A 21425-nucleotide genomic window follows, 5' to 3' on the forward strand; every position below is an offset into this window, starting at 1 on the left:
GTACGGCTGCCAGCCTTTACCCTTTCTGAAAACAACTCCTTTTTTCCTGTTGACATAGATTGTTCTCCTTTCCTTATGATAGGATTAAACCTTAAATTTAAATCCCCCTTAATCCCCCTTTTTCAAAGGGGGAAATTCCTTTCTCCCCCTCTTTGGCAAAGAGGGGCAAGAGCCTGCCCCTGCATGTATTAAGCAGGGGGGAGCTTTTATAAAACCTTTCCTAATGTGTAAAGGTTAAGCTCCATACTGTTCAACTGAATCAATTGAATCATAGTTTATTTTGTTTGTCAAGGAAAAAATAAAGATGCGGGGCAAGCTTTGCAAAAGCAAAGAACTATGAAAAAGAAAATGAGACCCTGTGAAAGGAAAATCATGGATTCCGTGTCAAGCACGGAATGACAAAAAGAAAAGCCTTAAACCTCCGGCAGCATAATATTTATCTGCGCGCCTGGAAAATAGGCAAGTTTAACTTCCTTCTCCTTTCCCCATGCCCAATCAGGGATTATTGATAATTTTGCTGTTCCTGAGCGTATTGAGAGCTTGCCGTTCCATTGATTAACGAATCTCCGCACTGCTGCAAGGCCATGACCTCTTCCTTTCTCTGTATATCTTGATGCGCCATGAAGCAATGCCTTTTCTATGGCATCAAGGTCATTTTTCAGTGCAAACCTCTCTGATAAAGACTTTCTGAAGCCTACCCCGATATCCATAACAGCAATCTTCACCACATTTTTATTCATATTCTGAAAATGGTATTTCTGTATTCCCACAAAACCCTTAGTCTCACTGTGCTCAATGATATTCTGGCATACCTCTGAGAGGGCAACAATAAAGCCATTTATCGCCTTTTCATCATAGTGGAGATGTTTTTTAAGGATAGCATTTGCACGCCCTTTTACCTTTCCCACAATATAATGGATGTCATCAGATTTTTCTATCGGCGTGATTTCAAGAAGGACATCAGAGTATGAGCTTCTCAGGTATCTCCCTGAAATCTGTGGTTTAGAAGGCTCAAGGTTGAAATATCTGTTAGCAAACTTGAAGAAGTCCATCCTTTCAAGATATTTTTGAACCTCTTCTGATTCAGGGAGAATAATGGTTTTCTTAATGCCCTCTTTTTTTAGAAGTTCCCCTATCTCAAGGAAGCCGACCATCCCATAGGGGTCAATAAATGTCACATCTTGAAGGTTTATTATTGATGATTCTCTAAAGCTTTGCAGTATCTGGTCAAAGTTGTCTTCTGTAATCTGGGTCATCACCTGTACTAAAGAACTGAAGGTTTAAGATCCGAAGAAGGTGCTGCATGCTGGACAAGATAAAACGTCACACGTTATTCCCTCAATTGTCCGCTTCCGAGGACTATGAACTTTTGACAGGTAAGCTCCTCAAGTCCCATTGGCCCCCTTGCGTGGATTTTATCGGTTGATATGCCTATCTCAGCGCCGAGGCCAAACTGATAGCCGTCATTGAGCCTTGTGGAGGCATTTACAAAGACAGCCGAAGAATCCACCTCCCTTAAAAACCTCAGCGCTTTATCGTAATCCATCGTGACAATAGCATCAGAATGGGCAGAGCCATACTTTGCGATATGCTCCATTGCATCATCCATGTCTTTAACAATCTTCACATTTAAAATCAAATCCAGGTATTCATTATGAAAATCTTCGTCTTTTATCTTATCGAGCGATGCATCGATCTTTCTTGTCTCAGCACAGCCCTTGAGTGTTACGCCTGCATCCTTAAACCTCTTTATCATTTGCGGCAGGAAGTCTCTCGCAATCTTTTCATCCACGAGCATTGTCTCCATTGCATTGCATGTGCCTGGCCTCTGGACTTTTGCATTGAAGCAGATATCCCATGCCATCGCCATATCCGCTTCCCTGTCAACAAACACATGGCAAACACCCTTGTAATGTTTCAATACCGGTATCCTCGAATTTTCTGCCACAGTCCTGATAAGCCCCTCACCGCCCCTTGGAATGATAAGGTCTATAATCCCTTCAAGCTTTAGCATCTCCATTACTGCTTCTCTTTCTGGTATATCAATGAACGTTATTGCACCTTCATAGAGCCCATGCCTTTTTGCTACATCGCGTAAAATATTTACAATAGCCCTGTTAGAATTTATAGCCTCAGAGCCTCCACGCAGCACTACTGCATTGCCGGCCTTGAGGCACAGGCTTGTTGCATCAGATGTAACATTCGGCCGCGATTCGTATATAATGCCTATTACACCGATGGGGACCCTCATTCTTCCAACAGTCATCCCGTTCGGCCTCTGCCACATCTTTGTAACCTCTCCAACAGGGTCTGGAAGGGCTGAAACCTCGATAAGGCCCTGCGCCATCTCATTTATGCGTTTTTCATTCAGGATCAGCCTGTCTATCATGGCCTTTGACAGGCCTTTCTGTTCTGCATATTCAATGTCTTTTTTGTTCTCTAAAATCAGCTCTGATGCCCTTTCTCTCAATGCATCTGCCATTTTTAAAAGGGCAAGATTTTTCTGTTTTGATGATGCCTTTGCAAGTGCCCTCGCACCTTCTTTTGCCTCCCTTGCCTTATTGAGAACAAACGACCTTATATCCACTTATTCTCCACTCTTGCCAGTTTGTAGTCCGGCAACAGCCCCTACCTCTTCCACTGCCTTCTTAGCTGCCTTTTTGGCTGCTGCAGCTTCTGCTACTTCCTGATAGTTAAACGTCCCTGTAATAGCAATCACAGGGCACTTTGCAGTGCAGATGCCACAGCCGATGCATTTCTCCTGGTCTATTACATGGAGTTTCTTAAGCTCACCTGAAGCAGCATTCACAGGGCATACCTTTGTGCAGATGGCACAGCCAATGCATTTCTCAGTAACAAATGCCTTTGGCCTGTGGGGAATATAATCCATAATAGAATTCGTAGGGCACCTGGGCACGCACAGGCCACAGACTCTGCATTTTTCGAGGTCGATTATTGAAAGGTTATTCTCTATCTCTGGAGCATCGTATGGGCAGACCTTGACACATATGCCGCAGGCAATGCAGCCGACCTTACAGTTCTTTTTAGTCACCGCGCCCTTGTCTCTGGAATGGCAACGGACTATAACCTGTTTTAATAGGGGTTGTAGTTCTATAACATTCTTAGGGCAGGCTGTTACGCATTTTCCGCATGCAGTACATTTTTCAGGGTCTATTATTGGCAGATTATTCTCACTCATGGTAATTGCATCAAAGGGACAGGCCCTTTCGCATGAGCCATAGCCGAGGCATGCATAAACACATGCCTTATCACCGCCGCCTGCAAGCACCACTGCCACGCAATCCTTAATGCCTCTGTATTTAAATTTTGCAATTGCATTCGCCATGTCTCCCTGACAGAAGACCCTTGCGACTTTTGGCTCAAGTTTCTCAGCCTTTTTCCCTGTTAACTCAGCAATAGCCTCTGCCACAGCGGTCTTACCAGGTGTACAGAGATTAGGCGGGACATCGGGGTTAACAGCAACAGCCTCAGCATATCCCATGCACCCTGCATATCCACAAGCCCCGCAGTTAGCTCCTGGAAGTATATCCCTTATTTTTTCAACAACAGGGTTGACTTCAACAGCGAATTTTTTAGCTGCGAGGGCAAGGGCGATACCAAAGATAACACCAAGGCCTGCAAGAAAAATAAAGGTATTTCTGATAAGAGGTATTACATCAACAGTTGGTGAAACCTCAATAGCTCCGCCGACCCCTGCCTTAGGCAGTATATATCCTGTTACATCTATAAACTGAAACAGGTCAGTTATTATCTTGCCAATACTTGAAGGTTCAAACATAATTTATTTTAACCTAAAATTGAGCAATTTTTTTGAATTTCTTGGTAGCCTGCGTTTATAAACACTTCTACTCTCTACTCTCTACTTTGACCTAAAGTGTAATTAGCCCTGAGAAGCCTAAAAATGCAAGGGCAATAAGCCCTGTTACTATAAAGGATATTGGCAGCCCCTGAAAGGATTTTGGCACATCAGCGAGTTCAAGCTTTTCCCTTATACTTGCCATTATTACCAGGGCAAGGCTAAAACCAATCCCTGAGCCAAGACCCAGGGTGAGGCTTTCTATAAAGCCGTAGCCTTCACTGGCATTGATAAGGGGCACTGCCAGGATAATGCAGTTTGTAGTTATCAGTGCAAGATAAATCCCGAGCTTATAGTAAAGAGAAGGAGAGACTTTTTTCATAATAGTATCTGCTGCCTGGACAAATCCTGCCACTATACCTATGAATATGACTATCTTGAGAAAGCTGAGTTTAAATGGAATCATTATTCCGTTAAATATGACCCATATAAGGGCAGCGCTTATAACCATAACCGAGGTAAAAGTTATGCTCATGCCGACAGCAGTCTCCATCCTTTTTGTAACGCCGAAAAAGATGCACAGGCCGAGATACCTCGAAAACACAAAATTATTTATAAGGGCAGATGCAATAAAAATCTTGAATATGTCTTCCATTATTTTCTCCTTCCCCTGCTCTTAATGCGGATGCGGCGCTCCTTCGCCTGCACCTTTGCCACCAAAAAACTTGATCTCGATCCAGTTCAAAAGCCCCATAAGAAGCCCCACTACAAAGAAACCTCCTGTAGGAAGGATCATTATTAATAGGGGCTTTGAGGCTATAATCGGCTCTCCCCAGATGGCACCCTTGCCAAGAACCTCTCTTACAAAGCTTATCATGACAAGGGCTATGAGAAATCCCATACCCATGCCCAGGCCGTCTACAACAGATGGGATCACTTTTTGTTTGCTCGCAAAGACCTCTGCCCTCGAAAGGATGATTGCAAATGCCACAATGAGCTGGATATAAAGGCCCATATCCTTATAAACATCCCTTGCATGTGCCGCCATCATGAGGTCAGTAACAGTAACCCATGTGGCAATAATAAACATATACGCTGGTATGCGGACTTTTGGATGTATGAACTTCTTCAGGACTGAAACTGTCAGATTGACCATGGTTATAACAAAGAGCACTGCAATACCCATAAGAAAACCGTTCTTTACGCCGCTGGTGACAGCAACTGCAGGGCAGAGGCTCAGGGCCAAACGGAACACTGGATTTTCGCCGAAGATTCCATTCTTGAATATCTTCCAGTAGTTCATTCCGCCTCCTTTTTAGAAGCTTCTTCTTTGCCATATTTTTCATGCAGCATCTTCACAGCATCCTTTACGCCATTTGTTACTGCACGGCTTGAGATTGTAGCGCCTGTTACAGCCTGTATTTTATCTTTGGTCTCGCCTTTTACGAGCACAAGCTGGTCAAGGCCCTTTCCTTTAAACTGGTCTTTAAACTCAGGACTCTCTATTACATCTCCAAGCCCTGGTGTCTCACCATGTCTCAGGACATTTATAGATTTAATTTTTAAATCATTATCAACCGAGATGAGGAGCTTTATGTAGCTTGAATATCCCTTCCCGATACTCGATGCGATATAGCCTATAATGTTGTCACCCTTTTTGGCCTCAAAGTATTCATTCTCTTTTTTAAAAAGAAACCATTTACCTGCCTCATCTATCCTCTCAGCCTCAGGGGCCATTTTCTTCAGTGCCTCTTCTTTCTCCCTGACCTCAGCCCAGTACATCACAGGCGATGCATGCGAGAATATTCCGGCCATAATAAGCCCTGCACAGACAAATATCACAACCAGACTCATGGTTATCTTTATCACGTCATTCATTGCTTCTGTTCCTTTGCACCGAATGTCCTGGTCTTGAAACGTCTATCCAGGAGTGGTGCAAAACAATTCATAATGAGTATTGCAAACATAACCCCTTCTGGATAACCGCCCTTGAGCCTTATAAGTGCTGTTAAGGCACCACAGCCTATCCCGAAGATTATCTGGGCCTTTCTCACAGTCGGGCATGTTACATAATCAGTTGCCATGAAAAAGGCGCCCAGGACAAGGCCTCCGCTTAAAAAATGAAGGATAGGGTCACCGGTAAAGAGGGCATCTTTTCCTCCAAAAATCCATGTAAGGGCAACTACTGTTGCTATAAATGAAAACGGTATATGCCATGTTATATAACCCCTGTAAAAGAGAAAGGCTGCTCCCAGTAAAAGGGCAATTACCGATGTCTCGCCGAGGGAGCCTGCCCTGTCTCCAATAAAAAGACTCACATATAAATCAGATTTATCTCCAAACACTTCCACAAGCTTGCTCATACCTTCCTCTTTAAGTATCCCGAGGGGTGTGGCTGTAGTCACTGCATCCAGGGAGGTAATGCTCGCTACAGGTTTATGCCATGTTGTCATGGCCTTTGGCCATGTAACAATCATAAGGGTTCTGCCAATAAGTGCGGGGTTAAATATGTTATAGCCAAGGCCCCCGAATAGGTGTTTGGTAATAACAATAGCCACCATGGAACCAATCACCGGCTGATAAAGGGGAAGAGATGAGGGGAGGTTAAGGCCAAGAAGAAGTCCAGTGAGAAAAGCGCTACCATCACTCACTGTGACCTTTCTCTTAAGGATCATCTGTGTCATGGCCTCAAAAACAACGCATGAAATGACTGATACGGCTGTAACCATTAATGCCCTTGGACCAAAATAATATGCAGACATCAAAAACGCAGGTAAAAGCGCCAGTGACACAGTCCACATAATCCTGGCGGTTGTCTCTTCGTCCTTGATATGCGGGCTTATGGCAACTATGAGTTTCTTATCAGATGCTTCCATGAAGTTCCTTATAGACCCTTCCCCCGATATTCATCGGGGTCAGGGTAAATGCGACTTATTATATTAGTTTTAATATTCGGTCGCATTTATTTTTTCGCTAAAATGAACTTTGCAAGTTTGATCCACTGCACAATTGGACGCCTGGCCGGGCACAAGTAAGCACAGGTGCCGCATTCAAAGCAGTCCATCAGATTGTATCCTCTCATATCCTTATAATGTCCTCTTTCAGCAAGTACACTTAAAATTGAGGGTTGTAGTCCCATGGGGCATGCGTCAACACATCTGCCGCACCTGATGCACGACCCATAGTCAACATCCTCTACCTCATCCTCTCGTAACACCAGAATGCCTGATGTCCCTTTGATAACAGGCGTATCAAGGGATGTCTGCGCAATCCCCATCATAGGCCCTCCGGCAACAACCCTTCCAATGCCATTGGAGAAACCTCCACATTCTTCTATTAATTGTAAGATTGGAGTCCCTATCCTCACGAGCAGATTTCTGGGCTCTCTGATGCCCCGCCCGGTAACAGTTACAACCCTCTCAATCAATGGTCTTCCATAACGAACAGCATCATAGATAGCCACTGCTGTACCAACATTCTGAACAACAACTCCAACATCCATTGGCAAACCGCCTGATGGGACTTCTCTGTTAAGAATAGCCTTTATCAGCATCTTTTCAGCGCCCTGTGGATATTTGGTCTCTAAGGCAAAGACTTCTATATCTTGAGTTCCTGAAACTGCCTGCGAGATTTTCTGGATTGCATCAGGTTTGTTCTCTTCAATGCCTATATAACCCTTACTTACACCCATTGACTTCATTATTATCCTCAGGCCTTCGATTACATCTTCAGGGCGTTCAAGCATTAAACTGTGGTCTGAAGTCAGATAAGGCTCGCACTCTGCACCATTCAGGATAACGGCATTTATGGGCTTCTCTTCTGGCGGAGAAAGTTTCACATGGGTCGGGAAAGTCGCACCGCCCATGCCTACTATTCCTGCATTCTTTACAATATTTCTAATTTCCTCAGCAGTTAGTGAAAGGTAGTCATTATTTTCTTTAAGTCCTGAGACCCACTCATCTCTGCCATCATTTTCAATTACAAGGGCAGGCATATCCCTTCCAGAGACGTGAGGGAAATTACCGGCAGCGATTATCTTGCCTGAAATAGATGCATGTACGGGTGTTGAGACAAAACCCTGAGCTTCCCCTATTATCTGCCCTTTTTTGACTTCATCGCCAACATTCACCGCTGCCTTACACGGGGCGCCGATGTGCTGGATTAAGGGGATGATTGCTCTCTGGGGAGGCTTTGCCAATAGTACTGGTTTACCAGCAGTTAGTTCTTTACTTTCTTCAGGGTGTGTTCCCCGCTCAAACGTAGCCGCTTTCATCTTTACTCCCCTACGTGTCGTAAGAAAACCATTCTGCCTATTGACAGATTCGATAAGTAGTTAAATTAAATAAGGTTTTTAACCTATCATTATTATAAGTTTTATGTCAAGTTTTTCTAACGGTCTCCCATGCATTTATCTTGCCAGAGGCACCTGCCATGTGATAAACTTTTTTATATAATGAAGGGTAAATTTGTTTTTATTGTTTCTGCATTACTGGCCCTTGGGATTGTGTTAATACTGGGTTACGAAGACAATGAGATAAAAACTACCCCCTCCCATCGAACTTCTTCTGTGCAGGGGTTTCGCATAACTAACAAGGAGGGGAATAAAACCCAATGGGAGCTCACAGCCAATAAAGCTGAATTTCAGGAAGGGGAGAAAGAGATTTTGCTCAAGGATATAACACTGAAGTTACAACATAACAATGAAATTATTCTTACTGGCAGCAGTGGCATTTATAATATTCAAAATAGTAACCTTGCTGTAAATAAGCCTGTAGAGGTGAACATGGACTTTTATAAATTAACTACAGACTCCTTATTGTGGAATGGCTCAGAGGAATTAATCACTACTAAGGATGACATAAAATTGATCGGCAAGACCTTTTTAATAGAAGGCAGCGGTCTTTCAGCCACGATGGGAGAGCAGAAAGTGAGGGTTCTCAGTGACGTCAAAGCCCAGTTTTACAGATAAGGCACTTCTCTCTTTTATATTAACTATTTTTATAACAGGCATTGCCCCATCTTTTCCCGACAGAGTCGGGCTCTCCGATGCGGAAGACACAAAAGAACAAACAAAAACCGAGAAAAAGCCAATAATTATCACATCAAAAACCCTGACAGCCGATAACAAAACAAACACCGCCATCTTTGAGGGCTCTGTTGTGGCAAAAACCGAAGACATCACCATTTACTCAGATAAGATGATAGTTTATTCTGATAATACACGGAATAAGATAACAAAAATAGAAGCCTCCGGAAATGTGAGGGCACACAAAAAAGAGCGGGCGATTTTTTCTAAAGAGGCCACATATTATGAAGAAGATGAAAAAATTGTATTTACCGGCGAGCCGAAGGCCGTAGAAGGAGAGAATGTTGTCACAGGCACAAAGATTACTTATTTTATCAAGGATGACAGGTCTATAGTCGAGGGCAGCAGGGCATTTTTAAAGAAAAAGGGTGAAAGATAGTGCATACCCTCACGGTCAGCGGATTAAACAAGAACTACCACAGCAGAAGCGTTGTGACTGATTTAAATATAGATATGAGCTCAGGAGAAATAATAGGGTTACTCGGCCCTAATGGCGCGGGAAAGACTACAACTTTTTACATGATAGTTGGCCTTATCGCTCCTGATAATGGAGCCATTTTCCTTGACGGTGAGGATATCAGCAAACTTCCTATGTACAAAAGGGCAAAGAAAGGAATCAGTTACCTGCCGCAGGAGCCGTCTATTTTCAGAAAATTAAATGTCGAGGACAACCTCAGAGCAGTTCTTGAGATTGCCGGCCTCCATAACTCGGGACTGAAAACCAAACTTGAAGCCATAATGGATGAATTCAAACTTACCCCTCTATCAAAAAGGATGGGACATCAACTCTCTGGCGGAGAACGCAGGAGGGTGGAAATAGCGAGGGCGCTTACACTCGACCCATTTTTCATCCTGCTCGATGAGCCCTTTGCAGGGATAGATCCGATTGCTGTTATAGAGCTGAAGAAAACCATAGGTTACCTCAAAGATAAAGGCATAGGGATAATCATAACTGACCACAACGTAAGGGAGACCCTTTCAATAACAGACAGGGCTTATATAATAAATAACGGAACAATCATAGCTGATGGCAGTCCTGAAAAGCTTGTGCAGGACGAAATGGTAAAAAAGACTTATCTCGGGGAGGACTTTACACTCTAATGGCTTTAGAAGGCAGACTCGAACTCAGACTTGCTCAGAAATTAATACTGACGCCCCAGTTGCAGCAGGCAATTAAGCTGCTACAACTACCGCAACTTGAACTCTTACAGTCTCTGACCCAGGAACTCGTAGAAAACCCATTCCTTGAGGAGATACTGGACAGGGAAGTGGAAGAAAGAGAAGAAATAACTAAAGAAGCAGAGCCATCCGAGGACATCATGGAAGACACAGAGGCCCCGCTTGAAAAAATATTTGGTTTTACAACCGATGAATATTTTGAGGAAAGGGGAAGCGACGGCAGGGACCTCGGCTATTTTAATCCTGGTATGGAGGCATCTGTACCTTTTGAGCATACTATCTCGAGAAAGCCTGACCTCTATGACCATCTCCTCTGGCAACTGGGACTTTCCCGTGTATCAGAGACAACAGGAAAAACCTGTGAGATTATCATCGGCAATCTTAACGAAGACGGCTATCTGCAGTCCACAATTGAAGAAATAGCAAAAATGGCAGAGGTTGATATAAAAGTTGCTGAAGAAGCCCTGCGCTTTGTCCAGGACTTTGATCCCCCTGGTGTGGGGGCCAGAGACTTAAAGGAATGCCTGCTTTTGCAGGCAAAGCAGCTTGACCTCGAACAATCGCTTGTGGGAGACATGCTCAGGGAAGGATTTGAAGACCTCGAGAAAAAGAAATATCAACACCTGGCCGCAAAATTTAACGTATCCGTGGGAGATGTTCTAAATGCGGTAAAAATTATCGAGAGTTTTGAGCCCAGACCTGGAAGAAACTATACAAACGAAAGAGTAAATTACATTATTCCGGACGTGTACATCTTTGAAGCCGAAGGCTCATACAGAATAATGTTAAATGATGAAGGAGTCCCAAGGTTACGGCTGTCGAATTATTACAGAAAACTCCTGGCGAATAAGAATAGCCTATCACCTGGGGACAAACAGTTCCTGGAGGAAAAACTCCGCTCTGCCGTTTGGCTGTTAAAAAGCCTCGACCAGAGAAACAAGACAATTTATAAGGTAACCGAGAACATATTAAAATTCCAGGAGGACTTTTTCAGGAAGGGCATTGAGTACCTGAGGCCTTTAAATCTAAAAGATGTAGCCGGAGAACTCGGCATGCATGAGAGTACCGTCAGCAGAGTGACATCAAATAAATACCTGCAGTGTCCCCGGGGGCTTTTCAGCTTCAGATTTTTCTTCAGCAGCGCCATTAAAGGCCAGACCGCTGATGTGTCATCCGCAAGTGTTAAGGACCTCATAAAACGCATAATCACAGAAGAAAACCCCGATGCACCTCTCAGCGATCAGCAGATTGTCGAAATGCTTAAAAATAAAAATATAACAATCGCAAGAAGAACCGTAGCAAAATATAGAGATGAATTAAAAATCCCGTCTCAGGGCAGACGTAAAAGATGGGCCTAAGGAGGAAGACATGAATATAATAGTCACAGGCAGGCACATGGCAGTAACTGATAATTTGAGGGACTACGCGCAGGAGAAGGTCAGAAAATTCGACAAGTACCTCGGGAATATCTCGGAGGCAGTTGTGACCCTGAGTGTCGAAAAATACAGACACAAAGCAGAGGTTCTCTTGAAGGTTAACGGGATGCTGATTCAGGCAGAGGGCATCACCGGTGAAATGTACTCTTCCATAGATAAGGTAGTGGAAAAGCTCAATAGACAGGTAAAGAAATATAAAGAGAAACTGATCTCCCATAGCTCCCATAGAAAAGGCGAAGGCAAAACATCTCCTGAAACGAGTTCAGGATCTCCAATGAGCACAGAGTTCACACCAACAATAATAAAAAGGAAACGTTTTGATATAAAGCCCATGAACCCCGAAGAAGCGGCTGCACAGATGGACCTTCTCGATAAAGACTTTTTTGTATTCACCAATGCCTCAACCGGGGACATCAATGTCCTTTATAAAAGGAGGGATGGGAACTTAGGCCTCATAGAGCCCTCAAAATGAAGCCAGCCAAAAAGCGGAGGCTGTTTATCGTTATTCTTACTGGCCTTTCCGGGGCCGGTAAGAGTATTGCCCTCAAGTCGTTTGAGGATATTGGTTTCTTCTGTGTCGACAATCTTCCTGCATTTCTGATAAAGACCTTTGTGGATTTGTGTTCTCATACACCAACCATAACAAATATTGCTATAGGCATTGACATCAGGGAAAAGGAATTTCTTTCAAACCTCCCTGAAATCCTGTCTGAATTAAAGAGGAACCATGCAGTGGAGATTATCTTTCTTGAGGCAAAAGAGGACAGCCTGCTCAGGAGATTCAAGGAAACCAGAAGGCCCCATCCGCTGGGATACAAAAACCTGACAAAGGCAATCAGGGCAGAGGAAGATATGCTTGCACCTTTAAGGAGGAATTCTGACCGTATTATAGACACATCATCCCTGAACCCGCATCAATTAAGGAAAGCCATTGAGGAACTTTACAGCAGCGGAAGGGTAAAAAAATCCATGGCTATTACTTTAATTTCTTTTGGCTATAAATACGGCATCCCTGAAGATGCAGACCTCATCTTTGATGTAAGGTTTCTGCCAAATCCTAATTTCATAGCCGAGTTAAAACCCTTTGACGGCACCACTCAAAAGACAAAGCAGTTTGTCCTCGGGCAAAAAGACGCAAAGGTCTTCTTGAAAAAACTATATCAACTCCTTGAATTTCTCATGCCGCTTTATAAAGCTGAGGGCAGAAATTTTATGACAATAGGGATCGGATGTACAGGTGGAATCCACCGCTCACCTGCAATAGTAGAAGAGATACAGAGATTTTTTAAAAAGAAGGAAGTAGATACCTCTGTAGTCCACAGAGAACTCAAGGGTCGTAAGTTTACTCAAAAATAGACATAAAAACACAGCAACATGGCCTAAATTTAGAGGTAGGACTAAGAAATATGGTAAAACCAACAAGGTAGATAGGGAAGGCTGGTGAAGAATTTCTATACGACACCTTAATAAAAAAGACGTTATGGATTTAACAAAAGACATTGAAACTAAAAGGCTAAAACAGAATACAAATCCCGATGCTTCGGGATAGAAATTCTGAGACAGCCTTCCCTATCTCTATTTTGGAGGACATGATATATCTTGACAACAATGCCACAACCCCAATTGATAGCGAAGTCCTTGAAGATATGTTTCAATGTCTGAGGGAAAACTTCGGCAATCCATCAAGCGGGCACAACATTGGCAAGAAGGCAAAGGAGGCTGTTGAAAAGGCACGGCAGGAGGTTGCAGAACTCATCAATGCAAGGCCAGAAGAAATAATTTTTACTTCCGGGGGCACTGAAGCCAATAATATGGCTATCCTTGGAACTGCCCTTACCCTGAATCAATCCGTGAAACAAGTTCAGAGCCTGCCCCGAATTTATTTCGGGGACATGGTTCAGGGCAAAGCAGGCCATATTATCACCTCTTCGATAGAACACCCTTCAGTGATGCAACCATGCAAATACCTCGCAGGGCTCGGCTTTGAAATCACATATCTCAGAGTCGACAGGTTCGGACTCATAGATGTAGAAGGATTGAGAAGCGCTATCAGAGAAGACACAATACTTATAACAATCATGCATTCAAACAATGAGATAGGGACCCTTCAGCCAATTAAAGAGATAGGAAAAATCGCAAAGAGCAGGGGAATCGTCTTTCACAGCGATGCAGCTCAATCCGTTGGAAAAGTGCCTGTTGATGTCAATGAACTCAATGTAGACCTCATGAGCATAGTGTCACATAAATTTTATGGGCCAAAGGGAATAGGCGCTATTTATAAAAGAGATGGGGTAGAGTTAAGGCCGATCCTCTTTGGCGCTGGCCATGAAAGAGGATTACGGCCTGGCACGGAAAATGTACCGTGCATTGTTGGTCTTGGAAAGGCCTGCGAAATTGCAAAAAGGGATATTCAAGGCAGGGTCTCTTATGCAAAATTTCTCTCAGAGAAACTCCACAGGGGGCTTGAGAAAGAAATACCAGATTTAAAGCTCAACGGTCATCCTGACAAAAGGCTCCCAAATACATTAAACCTCTGCTTTCCAGGCACAGATGCATCCTCGCTCATTGAGAAACTGAAAGGGAAGATTGCAGCCTCTACAGGCTCTGCATGCCATGCAGGCAAACACACACCCTCGCCTGTTCTTAAAGCTATTGGCCTTAGTGATAAAGACGCCTTCTCATCCGTGAGGTTCAGTGTCGGTAAAGACAATACAGGGGAGGAAGTCAAAGAGGCAGTAAGAATAATTCTCATTTAAACCTACAGAGGAGGTTTTTTCAGCATGGGAAAGGATAAGGGAGATAGCAGAAATCTTAGATGCCAGGGTTATAGTATATCAATGCCCCTCGAGCTTTAGACTGGACATTTGTTAGGCGCTTTTCAGCGTCAAAACTCTTACCTCTTTCTCAAGCCGTATATCCAATTTGTCCTTCTCGACCTCAAGGTCGTATCGCGATTGAAGATTGAGCCAAAAACGCTCGGAAAGGCCGAAATAGCGGGCAAGCCTCAGCGCCGTATCGGCGGTGATTGACCGTTTGCCCTGAACAATTTCATTTATACGGCGCGGCGGTACACTGATATCCTTGGCCAGTTTGTACTGACTGATTTCCAAGGGCTTCAGGAATTCCTCAAGCAGTATTTCCCCCGGATGGACCGGGGCCATCTTCCTCGTGCTCATGATTTTCTCCTAATGGTAGTCGGTTATCTCAACGTCGTAGGCATCCCCTTGATGCCATCGAAAACACATCCTCCACTGATCGTTAATCCGGATGCTGTGCTGCCCCTGGCGATTGCCGGAGAGCTTCTCCAGCCGGTTGCCCGGCGGCATCCTCAGGTCCTCCAACTGCTCCGCAGCATCCAATAATAATAGTTTTCTCAAAGCATTTCGTTGTATTTCCGAGGGGTATTTTGATGAAGATTTCCGGTGGAAGAGCTTTTCGGTGTCTTTACAACGAAAGCTTTTTATCATAGTCAATAATAACGCGTGGCGATAATAATGTCAAGCGTTATTATCCGATTTTAGCGCCTAACGGGTCTGTAGAAAAACCATGATCTTTAAAACATTTGTGTCAAAAAGTCTTTTATTTTCAATGGTCATTTTTTTGAAAATAGACTTTTTTTACAGGCTCAACGCACGGCTCACCTGGAGGCCGGCTTTGTGGCCGATCCGGTGCAGCCGATGGTTATCGGTTCACTACTTCCATTTTGACAACACGGCCAGCAATGCAGCCGCGGCACTTATTACGGAGGCAATAGCGGATATGAGCGCCAGTTTCCAAAGTCTGGATTCGCGAATTGATCTTTCTGCCTCAATTACGCGTTTCTGAAGCTCATAATCACTGGCCCGTTCATGCCTTCCTACCGAGCTTTGAGTAATCAACTCGCCTTGAATATCGACGCCAAGTTCTCTCGCTCGTTGCTCCAGCTCATCACCTTCCAGTATCTTTTTCATATGCCCCTATTCATTCTCCGATAACGCCCTGATGACTGACGAGTGCCACCGTAAGATATCAGAAAGGGAAAAGACAGTTTGCAGACTGATAACATCGTCAGCCTAAAAAGCGTCCTGTGGCACTCGTTCATGTCCATCTGGTTGTTAGGTTTTATCTTGTTTCATTATGTCATTAACGTTTTTGTCTATCTTATTAAATAGGCTTTTTATTTTCTTAATGTCGTCACGATGAAAATAGGAAAGAAATAACTTCTGACCATTAGAAAGTTTCTGATGAGCATTAATATCTTTACACAAAATAGGAACTGGATACCGTGCTGCCCAGACAGCATTTCTTTATAGTCGCATGAGTAACTCTTCTTCATCTGCTGATATATCGATCCCTAATTTGTCCTTCACGAGATTGATTAGATTATGAGTCTTTAAGGAATTAGGTAATTTCTTATTCTTTATAATTTCGTTTTCTAATTTAGATTTGTTCATCTTAATTATTACAGCTTTACACATATTTTCTATGGCGTACGACATCAACATAAAATAAATACCTTGCACAAAAGATAATGAAGGCTGATTCTCATTTCGCGTGCTATAGTTGGCTGGAGGTCCCCAAAGAATTTTCAAGTCATTTTCAAATTCAGATGCTGTTTTGAATAACTCTTGTGAATTTATTATCCACGACTCAGCGCATAAAACTTTTTCAATATACAATGGCAAATGAACTAATTCATTGATTGTTTTTTCTGTTGTCTCCATCTTGTGGCCTCGGGTTTTTGAATTCTGCAACATTGTATCCTCTTAATGTCAAAACCTAACATTTATTTTTAAACTTCTTCTGTATTTAGCAAAATTATAAATGGACAACAGTCTACAGTCAAACATTTTTCATTGAAAAACCGCTGAAATTGGCAAGGCAATGCAGTATAATCATTTCTGATTAATAATTATACCGCATCTATATAATTTAAAGGCTTATTATGCTGGATAGGTTCAGAGAGTTTCTGAAAACCATCTCAGTTCGTCACAGAAGCAGCAGTTTCTCTCACACATGGAAAAACGTTATGAGGACTGGCAGGTAACAGGCTAATAAGGGATAATCCCTCTACTTCTCAATCTCCGGTGTAAGCATTATATAAAGATTGTCTTCGCCCTTTGATGCCTGTATTCCACCCAATATATTCCAGACTATATTCTCACTGCTGCTACTGCTGCTGCCAATTAATACAGTTTCACCATCTTTGCAGATGACTGTTGTGCTTGCCTCACGGTAGATAATCTCATTTGTGCCATAGTTTATCTGAGGCGATATTGCAATATTAATATTATTCCCTATAACCCTCGGCTTTACCACAAAACCTGTTGAAACATCTTTAAACCTTGTTTCTCTTGTCAGATAACCGTGATTCCTTGTGTACCAGTAGAACCAATCTGTATAGGGTATGCTCCTGCCAACTGCTATTCTGCCCTCGCTTCCACTCATAATCAGCAGGCTCTGCTCGCCACTGATCTGCTGCCTGCCTTTTTCTGCACTAATTAAGGCATCTATATTAATACCCTTTTTATCTCCTGCAATATTACCCACTGCCCAGTGGCTGTCTCTGTATTGCCAATTAATAGTCAGCCCAATCCTCTTTAAATTACTTTCATCAACATATTTAATTTTTATCTTCACCTGCTGCGGCCTTCTATCCTGCTCTTTTAAAAATTCTGCTATTGCCTTTATGTTTGCAGGATAGTCCTTTACTATCAGTGAATTTGTCCTCTTATCTGCAACTACCCTTCCTTCTGGAGAGAGAAATGGTTTCACTACACCTTCCAGTTCCTCTGCATTTCTGTAATTAATCTGAAAAACCTTGAGCACTGTATCATCAGCACTGGAAAAAGAAACAGAGCCTATACAGATAAAAAAAGTCAGACACCATATCAGAAATAAATTAATCTTTCCATCCCCTTCGCCCATTTGTCTCTCTGCCTCCTCCCCTTTTATCTCCGTTCTTTATTTCTGGTTTTTGAGTATCAGGTTCACTTTCTGGCACTTCTGGCGTGGCTTTTGGTTTTATCTCACGCTCTTCAGCTTTAGGTGCAGGTCTGGATTTCTCGGGACGAGCTGATTCTGGCTTTGAGGGCCTTCCCACTCCTTCGTCTTTAACTTCTGGTGGCTTTTGCGGTTTAACACGTCTCTCCTTACTCTGCCCTGCCCTGTCTATGTCGGGGCTCTGCACCTCAGGTTTAACTTTTTTCTTCACTGCTGAGTTGTTTTCTTTTTCATCAGGTTGTACTTTCTGCCTTTCGGGCTTGGCCGGCTCTTTGCGAACAGTTTCTTTTGAAGGTTTGACTTTCTCAGGTCCTTCTTTCAGTTTGGGTTGTACTTTTTGCTCTTCAGATCTGACCGGCTCTTTGCGCACAGCCTTTTTTGAAGGACTGACTTTCTCAGGCTGTTCTTCTTTCAGTTTAGATGGCCTCTCTGGTTTAGCGATTTTCTCCACGCCCTTGATTTCGACTGTCTTTTTCGGTTCCTTGAATTTCTTAACAGGCATAGGCGCAGGTTTACTTTCAGGCTTAAACACAGAGACTTTTTTATCGACTGCCGGCTTTCTCTCAGTCATCAGGGCCTTTGACTTTTCTATCTCCTTTGGTGGGTGTACTGCTTTTGGCACCTCTTTAACAACTGGTAAGGCAGTCAGCTTTGTGGGTTTTATGTCCGGCCTGCCAGGATGCACCCTGGCAGCTTCTTTAAATGGATTATCAGGAATTTTTTCCTTTACTACTTTACCTGTAATAAAAGTCTCTTTATGCACAACAGTTACTGCGTTTGTAACATGCGTGTTGACATATACATTATTTACATGCACATTGGTTATATTAACGTTCTTTATATTTACACTATGCGGGCCGTAATAACCGTAGCCATAATAGACCTCCCTCGGCGCAAGAGGCACCCATGCAACATAAGTCGGTTTATAAATCCATGCAACATACCCAGGAGACCAGTAAAGCGCTGTCCTTAGAGGGGGCACCCAGCACCAGCCTGCTGACACTACAAATGTCCATCTTCCATAGTGATAGGGCGCCCAGCCCCATGACTCATAGGATATCCAGACATAGTCTCCACCTATCCAGACCCATCTGCCTATCCTGTAAGGTGCCCAGCCAGCTACAACCACTGTTGGCGTCCATACATATCCGTACTCCTGCACATAAACCCATTTGCCGTGGTTATCAAAATCAGAGGCATACACATCAAGCTCCTCAGGGAGATACCTTTCACTTATGGCCTGCCTTGAAAGTCTGTTGTCCCTTGCGATATTCCACCTATCCCAGTTGTCATTGGGCCTTCTGGGCGAAATCTCTGCAAATCTATCCCTGCCAATGGAAATCATGCTGCCGGCACGAACCTGGGTGCTTCCTCCCTGGCCCTCAACATATACCGAGCCCTTGTGAGCAGAAACTTCTGTATACCCGTCCTCTCCTGTATCCACTCTGAATTTGGATGGGTCATAGGCCATTATGGATGAAAATGGGGTATCTATCTGGAATACTGAATTTTTAACAGGCGAACCCTTGTAATTTATATAGACCCTTCCCTGGGCAACTGATACCTGCGTAATATTGCCCTCCTCATCCCTTGTCAGGTTATTAATGTCAATGCTACTTCCTCCGGCAGCCCTCAGGTATGCCCCATCCTGAAACTGAACCTCAACCCTTCCTCCTTCAGGAACCCATACTCTGTCCCCCTGCTTGAGCGGAGTATTTATTGATGCGACAACCCAATCGCCCTCTGTATCTTCTGTCTGTATAAGAACATCGCCCTGAATAAGGCTTATCCTCGCAGTACCGAGAGATGTATCACCAGAGGAGATTATAGGGAAAAGGACAGAAAGGATTAATAAAAATGCACTTATAATTAATTTCTTAACCATAGAATTCTCCTTCTTTAGTAGTTTTATATATAATAAGACCCATTCATTATCATTTTAGTTTACTCGATATAAAGTATCAAAGAACATGCCAGGGAGAAGACCTTTATTTTAAAAGAAAATTTTATGCAGATAATTTTCTCATTTGAGGAATTGCTTCTCCAAATAATCCATGCTGAAAAACACCATAACGAGTCTGTAGAAAAAGCCCGATTTGGGCTGATTTGATTTTATTGATAGCAAATTTACGAAAAATGACTTTTCCTACAGACTCAACGGCAAGCTCACTGACGAGTGCCATGCAGCACGTCAGCTTGCCTTCAAACTGTTTTGCACTACTCAAACCAACCACATGCCGAAAAAGCGTCCTGTGGCACTCGTTCATGTGCAGCGTCAGGTTAGAAACTGATTCTTTTTTTCCAATAGCCCGGTCTTCTTCTCAAGTGAGCTACTGCCACAATAACAATCTCTTCTGATTCGATATAGTACAAAATGCCAAATGGAAATCTCCGAACCAGTCGCCGTCTTAGTTCACCGTCAAATTTCGGCCATGTCTCAGGAGATTCTGCTATCGATGCAACAGCCCGCTCAACTTCTGAAAGATAATCAATCCCCAATCCTGATGCCTGAGACTCGTAATATCTTGCCGCTTCATACATTTCCTCCTCGGCTTCGGGGAGAAATATGATAGGTTTCATTTCAGTTTTGTACGAGCCTCTTTAAATACTAACTCTGCTGGTCTCCCTTTAATTTTTCCTTCTCTGTATTCCCGATAGCGACGTTCCGCTTCTTCTATCCATAACCTTTCTGCTTCAGGGTCTTCTTCCTCATCCAAGCTATGAATAAGATGCTCTGCTAATTGGGCTCGTTCATGGGAAGAAAGTCGGGAAGCTTCTTCTTTTATTTCTTTTACTTTCAACGGCATATAACACCTCCAATAATACTAATATTATATCCTAACGGGGCTAAAATGGTAATGCAAGCCATATCTTTCACTTCGGACAAGAAGTGCCAGTGGCTTTCTTGCCGATTGGAACAGCGTTGTAGAGTTACTTGCACGGATACAGTTCAACTAATGCTTTTAAAAGAATGATTTCAACTGACACTCCTTCCACCTTCTTTCCCGAACTGCTAGCGTAGGTCTCCAGAATGGTTGGGTACGTTTCCCCGCAATGACGAGGGCTGGCAATAAAGTTTTGCTCTACCAATAGTATCTAAGTAATTGTTCGTGTAGTAGTAGCCCGCACCTACTCCCGCAACATAATATTTGATGTTGCTTTCGTCTTTGCGTGCTTGATAATCCTCCCACGTCATAGCACTCGCCGTTTCTGAAAGCATCACGCATATAACCAACAAAATCAAAAGTAACCGCACGTCCAATTCCTCCTTCTAACGTCAAAATCAGCGGCGGCTATCAGCCGTCCGCTGGAGTGAGTTGTCAGGCAATTTTTTCTGCTTTTTAATAATTTCAGTTAATGATCTCAACGCCTGATTTACAGAGTCATGATCCGGGAAGAATTTTGCAACATCGGGCTCGATGACTACGACATTTGTACCTTCTGCATACCTTTTTGCATATTTTCCCCTAATGCCTTTGCTGAAATCATACTCTGCAAGCATGTCTGGATCTTTTCGCATTCTCTTCATATTGTTTCCTTTCTTTTTTTGTTGCTTTTCTTGCGCTTATTATTCTGATTTTACCTCCTCTTTCTGTATGAACAATTACCAGAAGACGATTTTTACAGGAATTTCCAATTAAAATTAGCCTATCTTCTTCATCAGAATGCAGAGGGTCAAAAATCGTCAATGATAACGTATCTCTGAAAGCTGTGCTTGCCTCATCAAAAGATATGCCGTGAACTTTTATATTCTTTCTCGATTTGTTTGGATCCCATTCAAATAAAAGCATATCTCATCTTTTTGATTTAATTATAGCCTTTGTAAATGAGTTTGACAATGGTTGTTAAAATTGTTATGCCTACCGATATGATAACCCGCTTAAAACCGCAAGCGGTTTTAAGTCGGGTTCATTAATTTGTTATA

The 21425-nt window shown here is 43.1% G+C and carries 26 protein-coding genes; 7 read left to right on the forward strand and 19 right to left on the reverse strand.

From position 1 onward, the window contains the following. Window positions 1-413: 413 nt before the first annotated feature. From HZC12_02230 to rsxC, 8 genes are all read right to left on the reverse strand, one after another. Entirely contained in the window at window positions 414-1256 is an 843-nt protein-coding gene (locus tag HZC12_02230; GenBank protein MBI5025547.1) for a sensor histidine kinase, read from the reverse strand. A gap of 74 nt (window positions 1257-1330) precedes the next feature. Then, window positions 1331-2587, reverse strand: coding sequence for a glutamate-5-semialdehyde dehydrogenase (locus tag HZC12_02235; GenBank protein ID MBI5025548.1), 1257 nt, complete (start codon window positions 2585-2587; stop codon window positions 1331-1333). Next, window positions 2588-3799, reverse strand: coding sequence for a Fe-S cluster domain-containing protein (locus HZC12_02240; protein ID MBI5025549.1), 1212 nt, complete (start codon window positions 3797-3799; stop codon window positions 2588-2590). A 91-nt stretch (window positions 3800-3890) separates the two neighbouring features. Beyond that, complete coding sequence (locus tag HZC12_02245) at window positions 3891-4472, reverse strand: electron transport complex subunit RsxA (GenBank protein ID MBI5025550.1); 582 nt, start codon at window positions 4470-4472, stop codon at window positions 3891-3893. 21 nt (window positions 4473-4493) lie between these two features. Beyond that, window positions 4494-5120, reverse strand: coding sequence for an electron transport complex subunit RsxE (gene rsxE, locus HZC12_02250; GenBank protein ID MBI5025551.1), 627 nt, complete (start codon window positions 5118-5120; stop codon window positions 4494-4496). Beyond that, window positions 5117-5695 (reverse strand): RnfABCDGE type electron transport complex subunit G, encoded by a 579-nt coding sequence (locus tag HZC12_02255; protein ID MBI5025552.1) that lies wholly within the window; start codon window positions 5693-5695, stop codon window positions 5117-5119. Before HZC12_02255 ends, rsxE begins: the two co-directional genes overlap by 4 nt. After that, on the reverse strand, window positions 5692-6693 hold the full coding sequence (locus HZC12_02260) for an RnfABCDGE type electron transport complex subunit D (protein MBI5025553.1): 1002 nt from the start codon (window positions 6691-6693) through the stop codon (window positions 5692-5694). Before HZC12_02260 ends, HZC12_02255 begins: the two co-directional genes overlap by 4 nt. An 86-nt stretch (window positions 6694-6779) precedes the next feature. Next, window positions 6780-8090 (reverse strand): electron transport complex subunit RsxC, encoded by a 1311-nt coding sequence (rsxC, locus tag HZC12_02265; protein ID MBI5025554.1) that lies wholly within the window; start codon window positions 8088-8090, stop codon window positions 6780-6782. 180 nt (window positions 8091-8270) lie between these two features. Here rsxC and lptC point away from each other — a divergent pair, with 180 nt between their 5' ends. The 7 genes from lptC to HZC12_02300 all read left to right on the forward strand — a co-directional run bounded on the left by lptC (window position 8271) and on the right by HZC12_02300 (window position 14274). Beyond that, window positions 8271-8786 (forward strand): LPS export ABC transporter periplasmic protein LptC, encoded by a 516-nt coding sequence (gene lptC / locus HZC12_02270; protein MBI5025555.1) that lies wholly within the window; start codon window positions 8271-8273, stop codon window positions 8784-8786. Next, the gene (lptA, locus tag HZC12_02275) at window positions 8758-9282 is read left to right on the forward strand and encodes a lipopolysaccharide transport periplasmic protein LptA (GenBank protein MBI5025556.1); all 525 of its coding nucleotides are present in this window, start codon (window positions 8758-8760) and stop codon (window positions 9280-9282) included. Before lptC ends, lptA begins: the two co-directional genes overlap by 29 nt. Next, window positions 9279-10004, forward strand: coding sequence for an LPS export ABC transporter ATP-binding protein (lptB, locus tag HZC12_02280; GenBank protein ID MBI5025557.1), 726 nt, complete (start codon window positions 9279-9281; stop codon window positions 10002-10004). Before lptA ends, lptB begins: the two co-directional genes overlap by 4 nt. Continuing rightward, window positions 10004-11440, forward strand: coding sequence for an RNA polymerase factor sigma-54 (rpoN, locus tag HZC12_02285; GenBank protein ID MBI5025558.1), 1437 nt, complete (start codon window positions 10004-10006; stop codon window positions 11438-11440). Before lptB ends, rpoN begins: the two co-directional genes overlap by 1 nt. A gap of 10 nt (window positions 11441-11450) precedes the next feature. Further along, a complete protein-coding gene (gene raiA, locus HZC12_02290) occupies window positions 11451-11990 on the forward strand; it encodes a ribosome-associated translation inhibitor RaiA (GenBank protein ID MBI5025559.1) in 540 nt (179 codons plus the stop codon). Further along, window positions 11987-12874, forward strand: a complete 888-nt coding sequence (gene rapZ / locus HZC12_02295; GenBank protein MBI5025560.1) for an RNase adapter RapZ — start codon at window positions 11987-11989, stop codon at window positions 12872-12874. Before raiA ends, rapZ begins: the two co-directional genes overlap by 4 nt. Before the next feature lie 233 nt (window positions 12875-13107). Further along, on the forward strand, window positions 13108-14274 hold the full coding sequence (locus tag HZC12_02300) for a cysteine desulfurase (protein ID MBI5025561.1): 1167 nt from the start codon (window positions 13108-13110) through the stop codon (window positions 14272-14274). Window positions 14275-14385: 111 nt separating this feature from the next. On the opposite strand, the gene HZC12_02305 is transcribed toward HZC12_02300, so the two are convergent. The 11 genes from HZC12_02305 to HZC12_02355 form a co-directional block, all read right to left on the reverse strand. Further along, window positions 14386-14694 carry a HigA family addiction module antidote protein gene (locus HZC12_02305; GenBank protein MBI5025562.1) on the reverse strand — a complete coding sequence of 103 codons (309 nt, stop codon included), beginning with the start codon at window positions 14692-14694 and terminating at the stop codon, window positions 14386-14388. 9 nt (window positions 14695-14703) lie between these two features. After that, window positions 14704-14985: a type II toxin-antitoxin system RelE/ParE family toxin gene (locus tag HZC12_02310; GenBank protein MBI5025563.1), complete on the reverse strand. Its 282-nt coding sequence runs from the start codon at window positions 14983-14985 to the stop codon at window positions 14704-14706. 225 nt (window positions 14986-15210) lie between these two features. Further along, on the reverse strand, window positions 15211-15468 hold the full coding sequence (locus tag HZC12_02315; GenBank protein ID MBI5025564.1) for a hypothetical protein: 258 nt from the start codon (window positions 15466-15468) through the stop codon (window positions 15211-15213). Between the two features lie 336 nt (window positions 15469-15804). Continuing rightward, a complete protein-coding gene (locus tag HZC12_02320) occupies window positions 15805-16221 on the reverse strand; it encodes a hypothetical protein (protein ID MBI5025565.1) in 417 nt (138 codons plus the stop codon). A gap of 346 nt (window positions 16222-16567) precedes the next feature. Further along, complete coding sequence (locus tag HZC12_02325) at window positions 16568-17425, reverse strand: hypothetical protein (GenBank protein MBI5025566.1); 858 nt, start codon at window positions 17423-17425, stop codon at window positions 16568-16570. Next, window positions 17400-19385, reverse strand: coding sequence for a FecR domain-containing protein (locus HZC12_02330; GenBank protein MBI5025567.1), 1986 nt, complete (start codon window positions 19383-19385; stop codon window positions 17400-17402). The genes HZC12_02325 and HZC12_02330 overlap by 26 nt, the downstream gene beginning before the upstream one ends. Before the next feature lie 121 nt (window positions 19386-19506). Further along, window positions 19507-19725 carry a hypothetical protein gene (locus HZC12_02335; protein ID MBI5025568.1) on the reverse strand — a complete coding sequence of 73 codons (219 nt, stop codon included), beginning with the start codon at window positions 19723-19725 and terminating at the stop codon, window positions 19507-19509. A 55-nt stretch (window positions 19726-19780) separates the two neighbouring features. Further along, window positions 19781-20080 carry a type II toxin-antitoxin system RelE/ParE family toxin gene (locus HZC12_02340; GenBank protein ID MBI5025569.1) on the reverse strand — a complete coding sequence of 100 codons (300 nt, stop codon included), beginning with the start codon at window positions 20078-20080 and terminating at the stop codon, window positions 19781-19783. Then, window positions 20077-20307, reverse strand: coding sequence for an addiction module protein (locus HZC12_02345; protein MBI5025570.1), 231 nt, complete (start codon window positions 20305-20307; stop codon window positions 20077-20079). Before HZC12_02345 ends, HZC12_02340 begins: the two co-directional genes overlap by 4 nt. 476 nt (window positions 20308-20783) lie before the next feature. Then, on the reverse strand, window positions 20784-21029 hold the full coding sequence (locus HZC12_02350; GenBank protein ID MBI5025571.1) for a hypothetical protein: 246 nt from the start codon (window positions 21027-21029) through the stop codon (window positions 20784-20786). Beyond that, entirely contained in the window at window positions 20986-21291 is a 306-nt protein-coding gene (locus HZC12_02355) for a BrnT family toxin (GenBank protein MBI5025572.1), read from the reverse strand. The genes HZC12_02350 and HZC12_02355 overlap by 44 nt, the downstream gene beginning before the upstream one ends. Between the last annotated feature and the right edge of the window lie 134 nt (window positions 21292-21425).

The sequence above is a fragment of the Nitrospirota bacterium genome (assembly GCA_016214385.1).
Classification (GTDB): domain Bacteria; phylum Nitrospirota; class Thermodesulfovibrionia; order UBA6902; family JACROP01; genus JACROP01.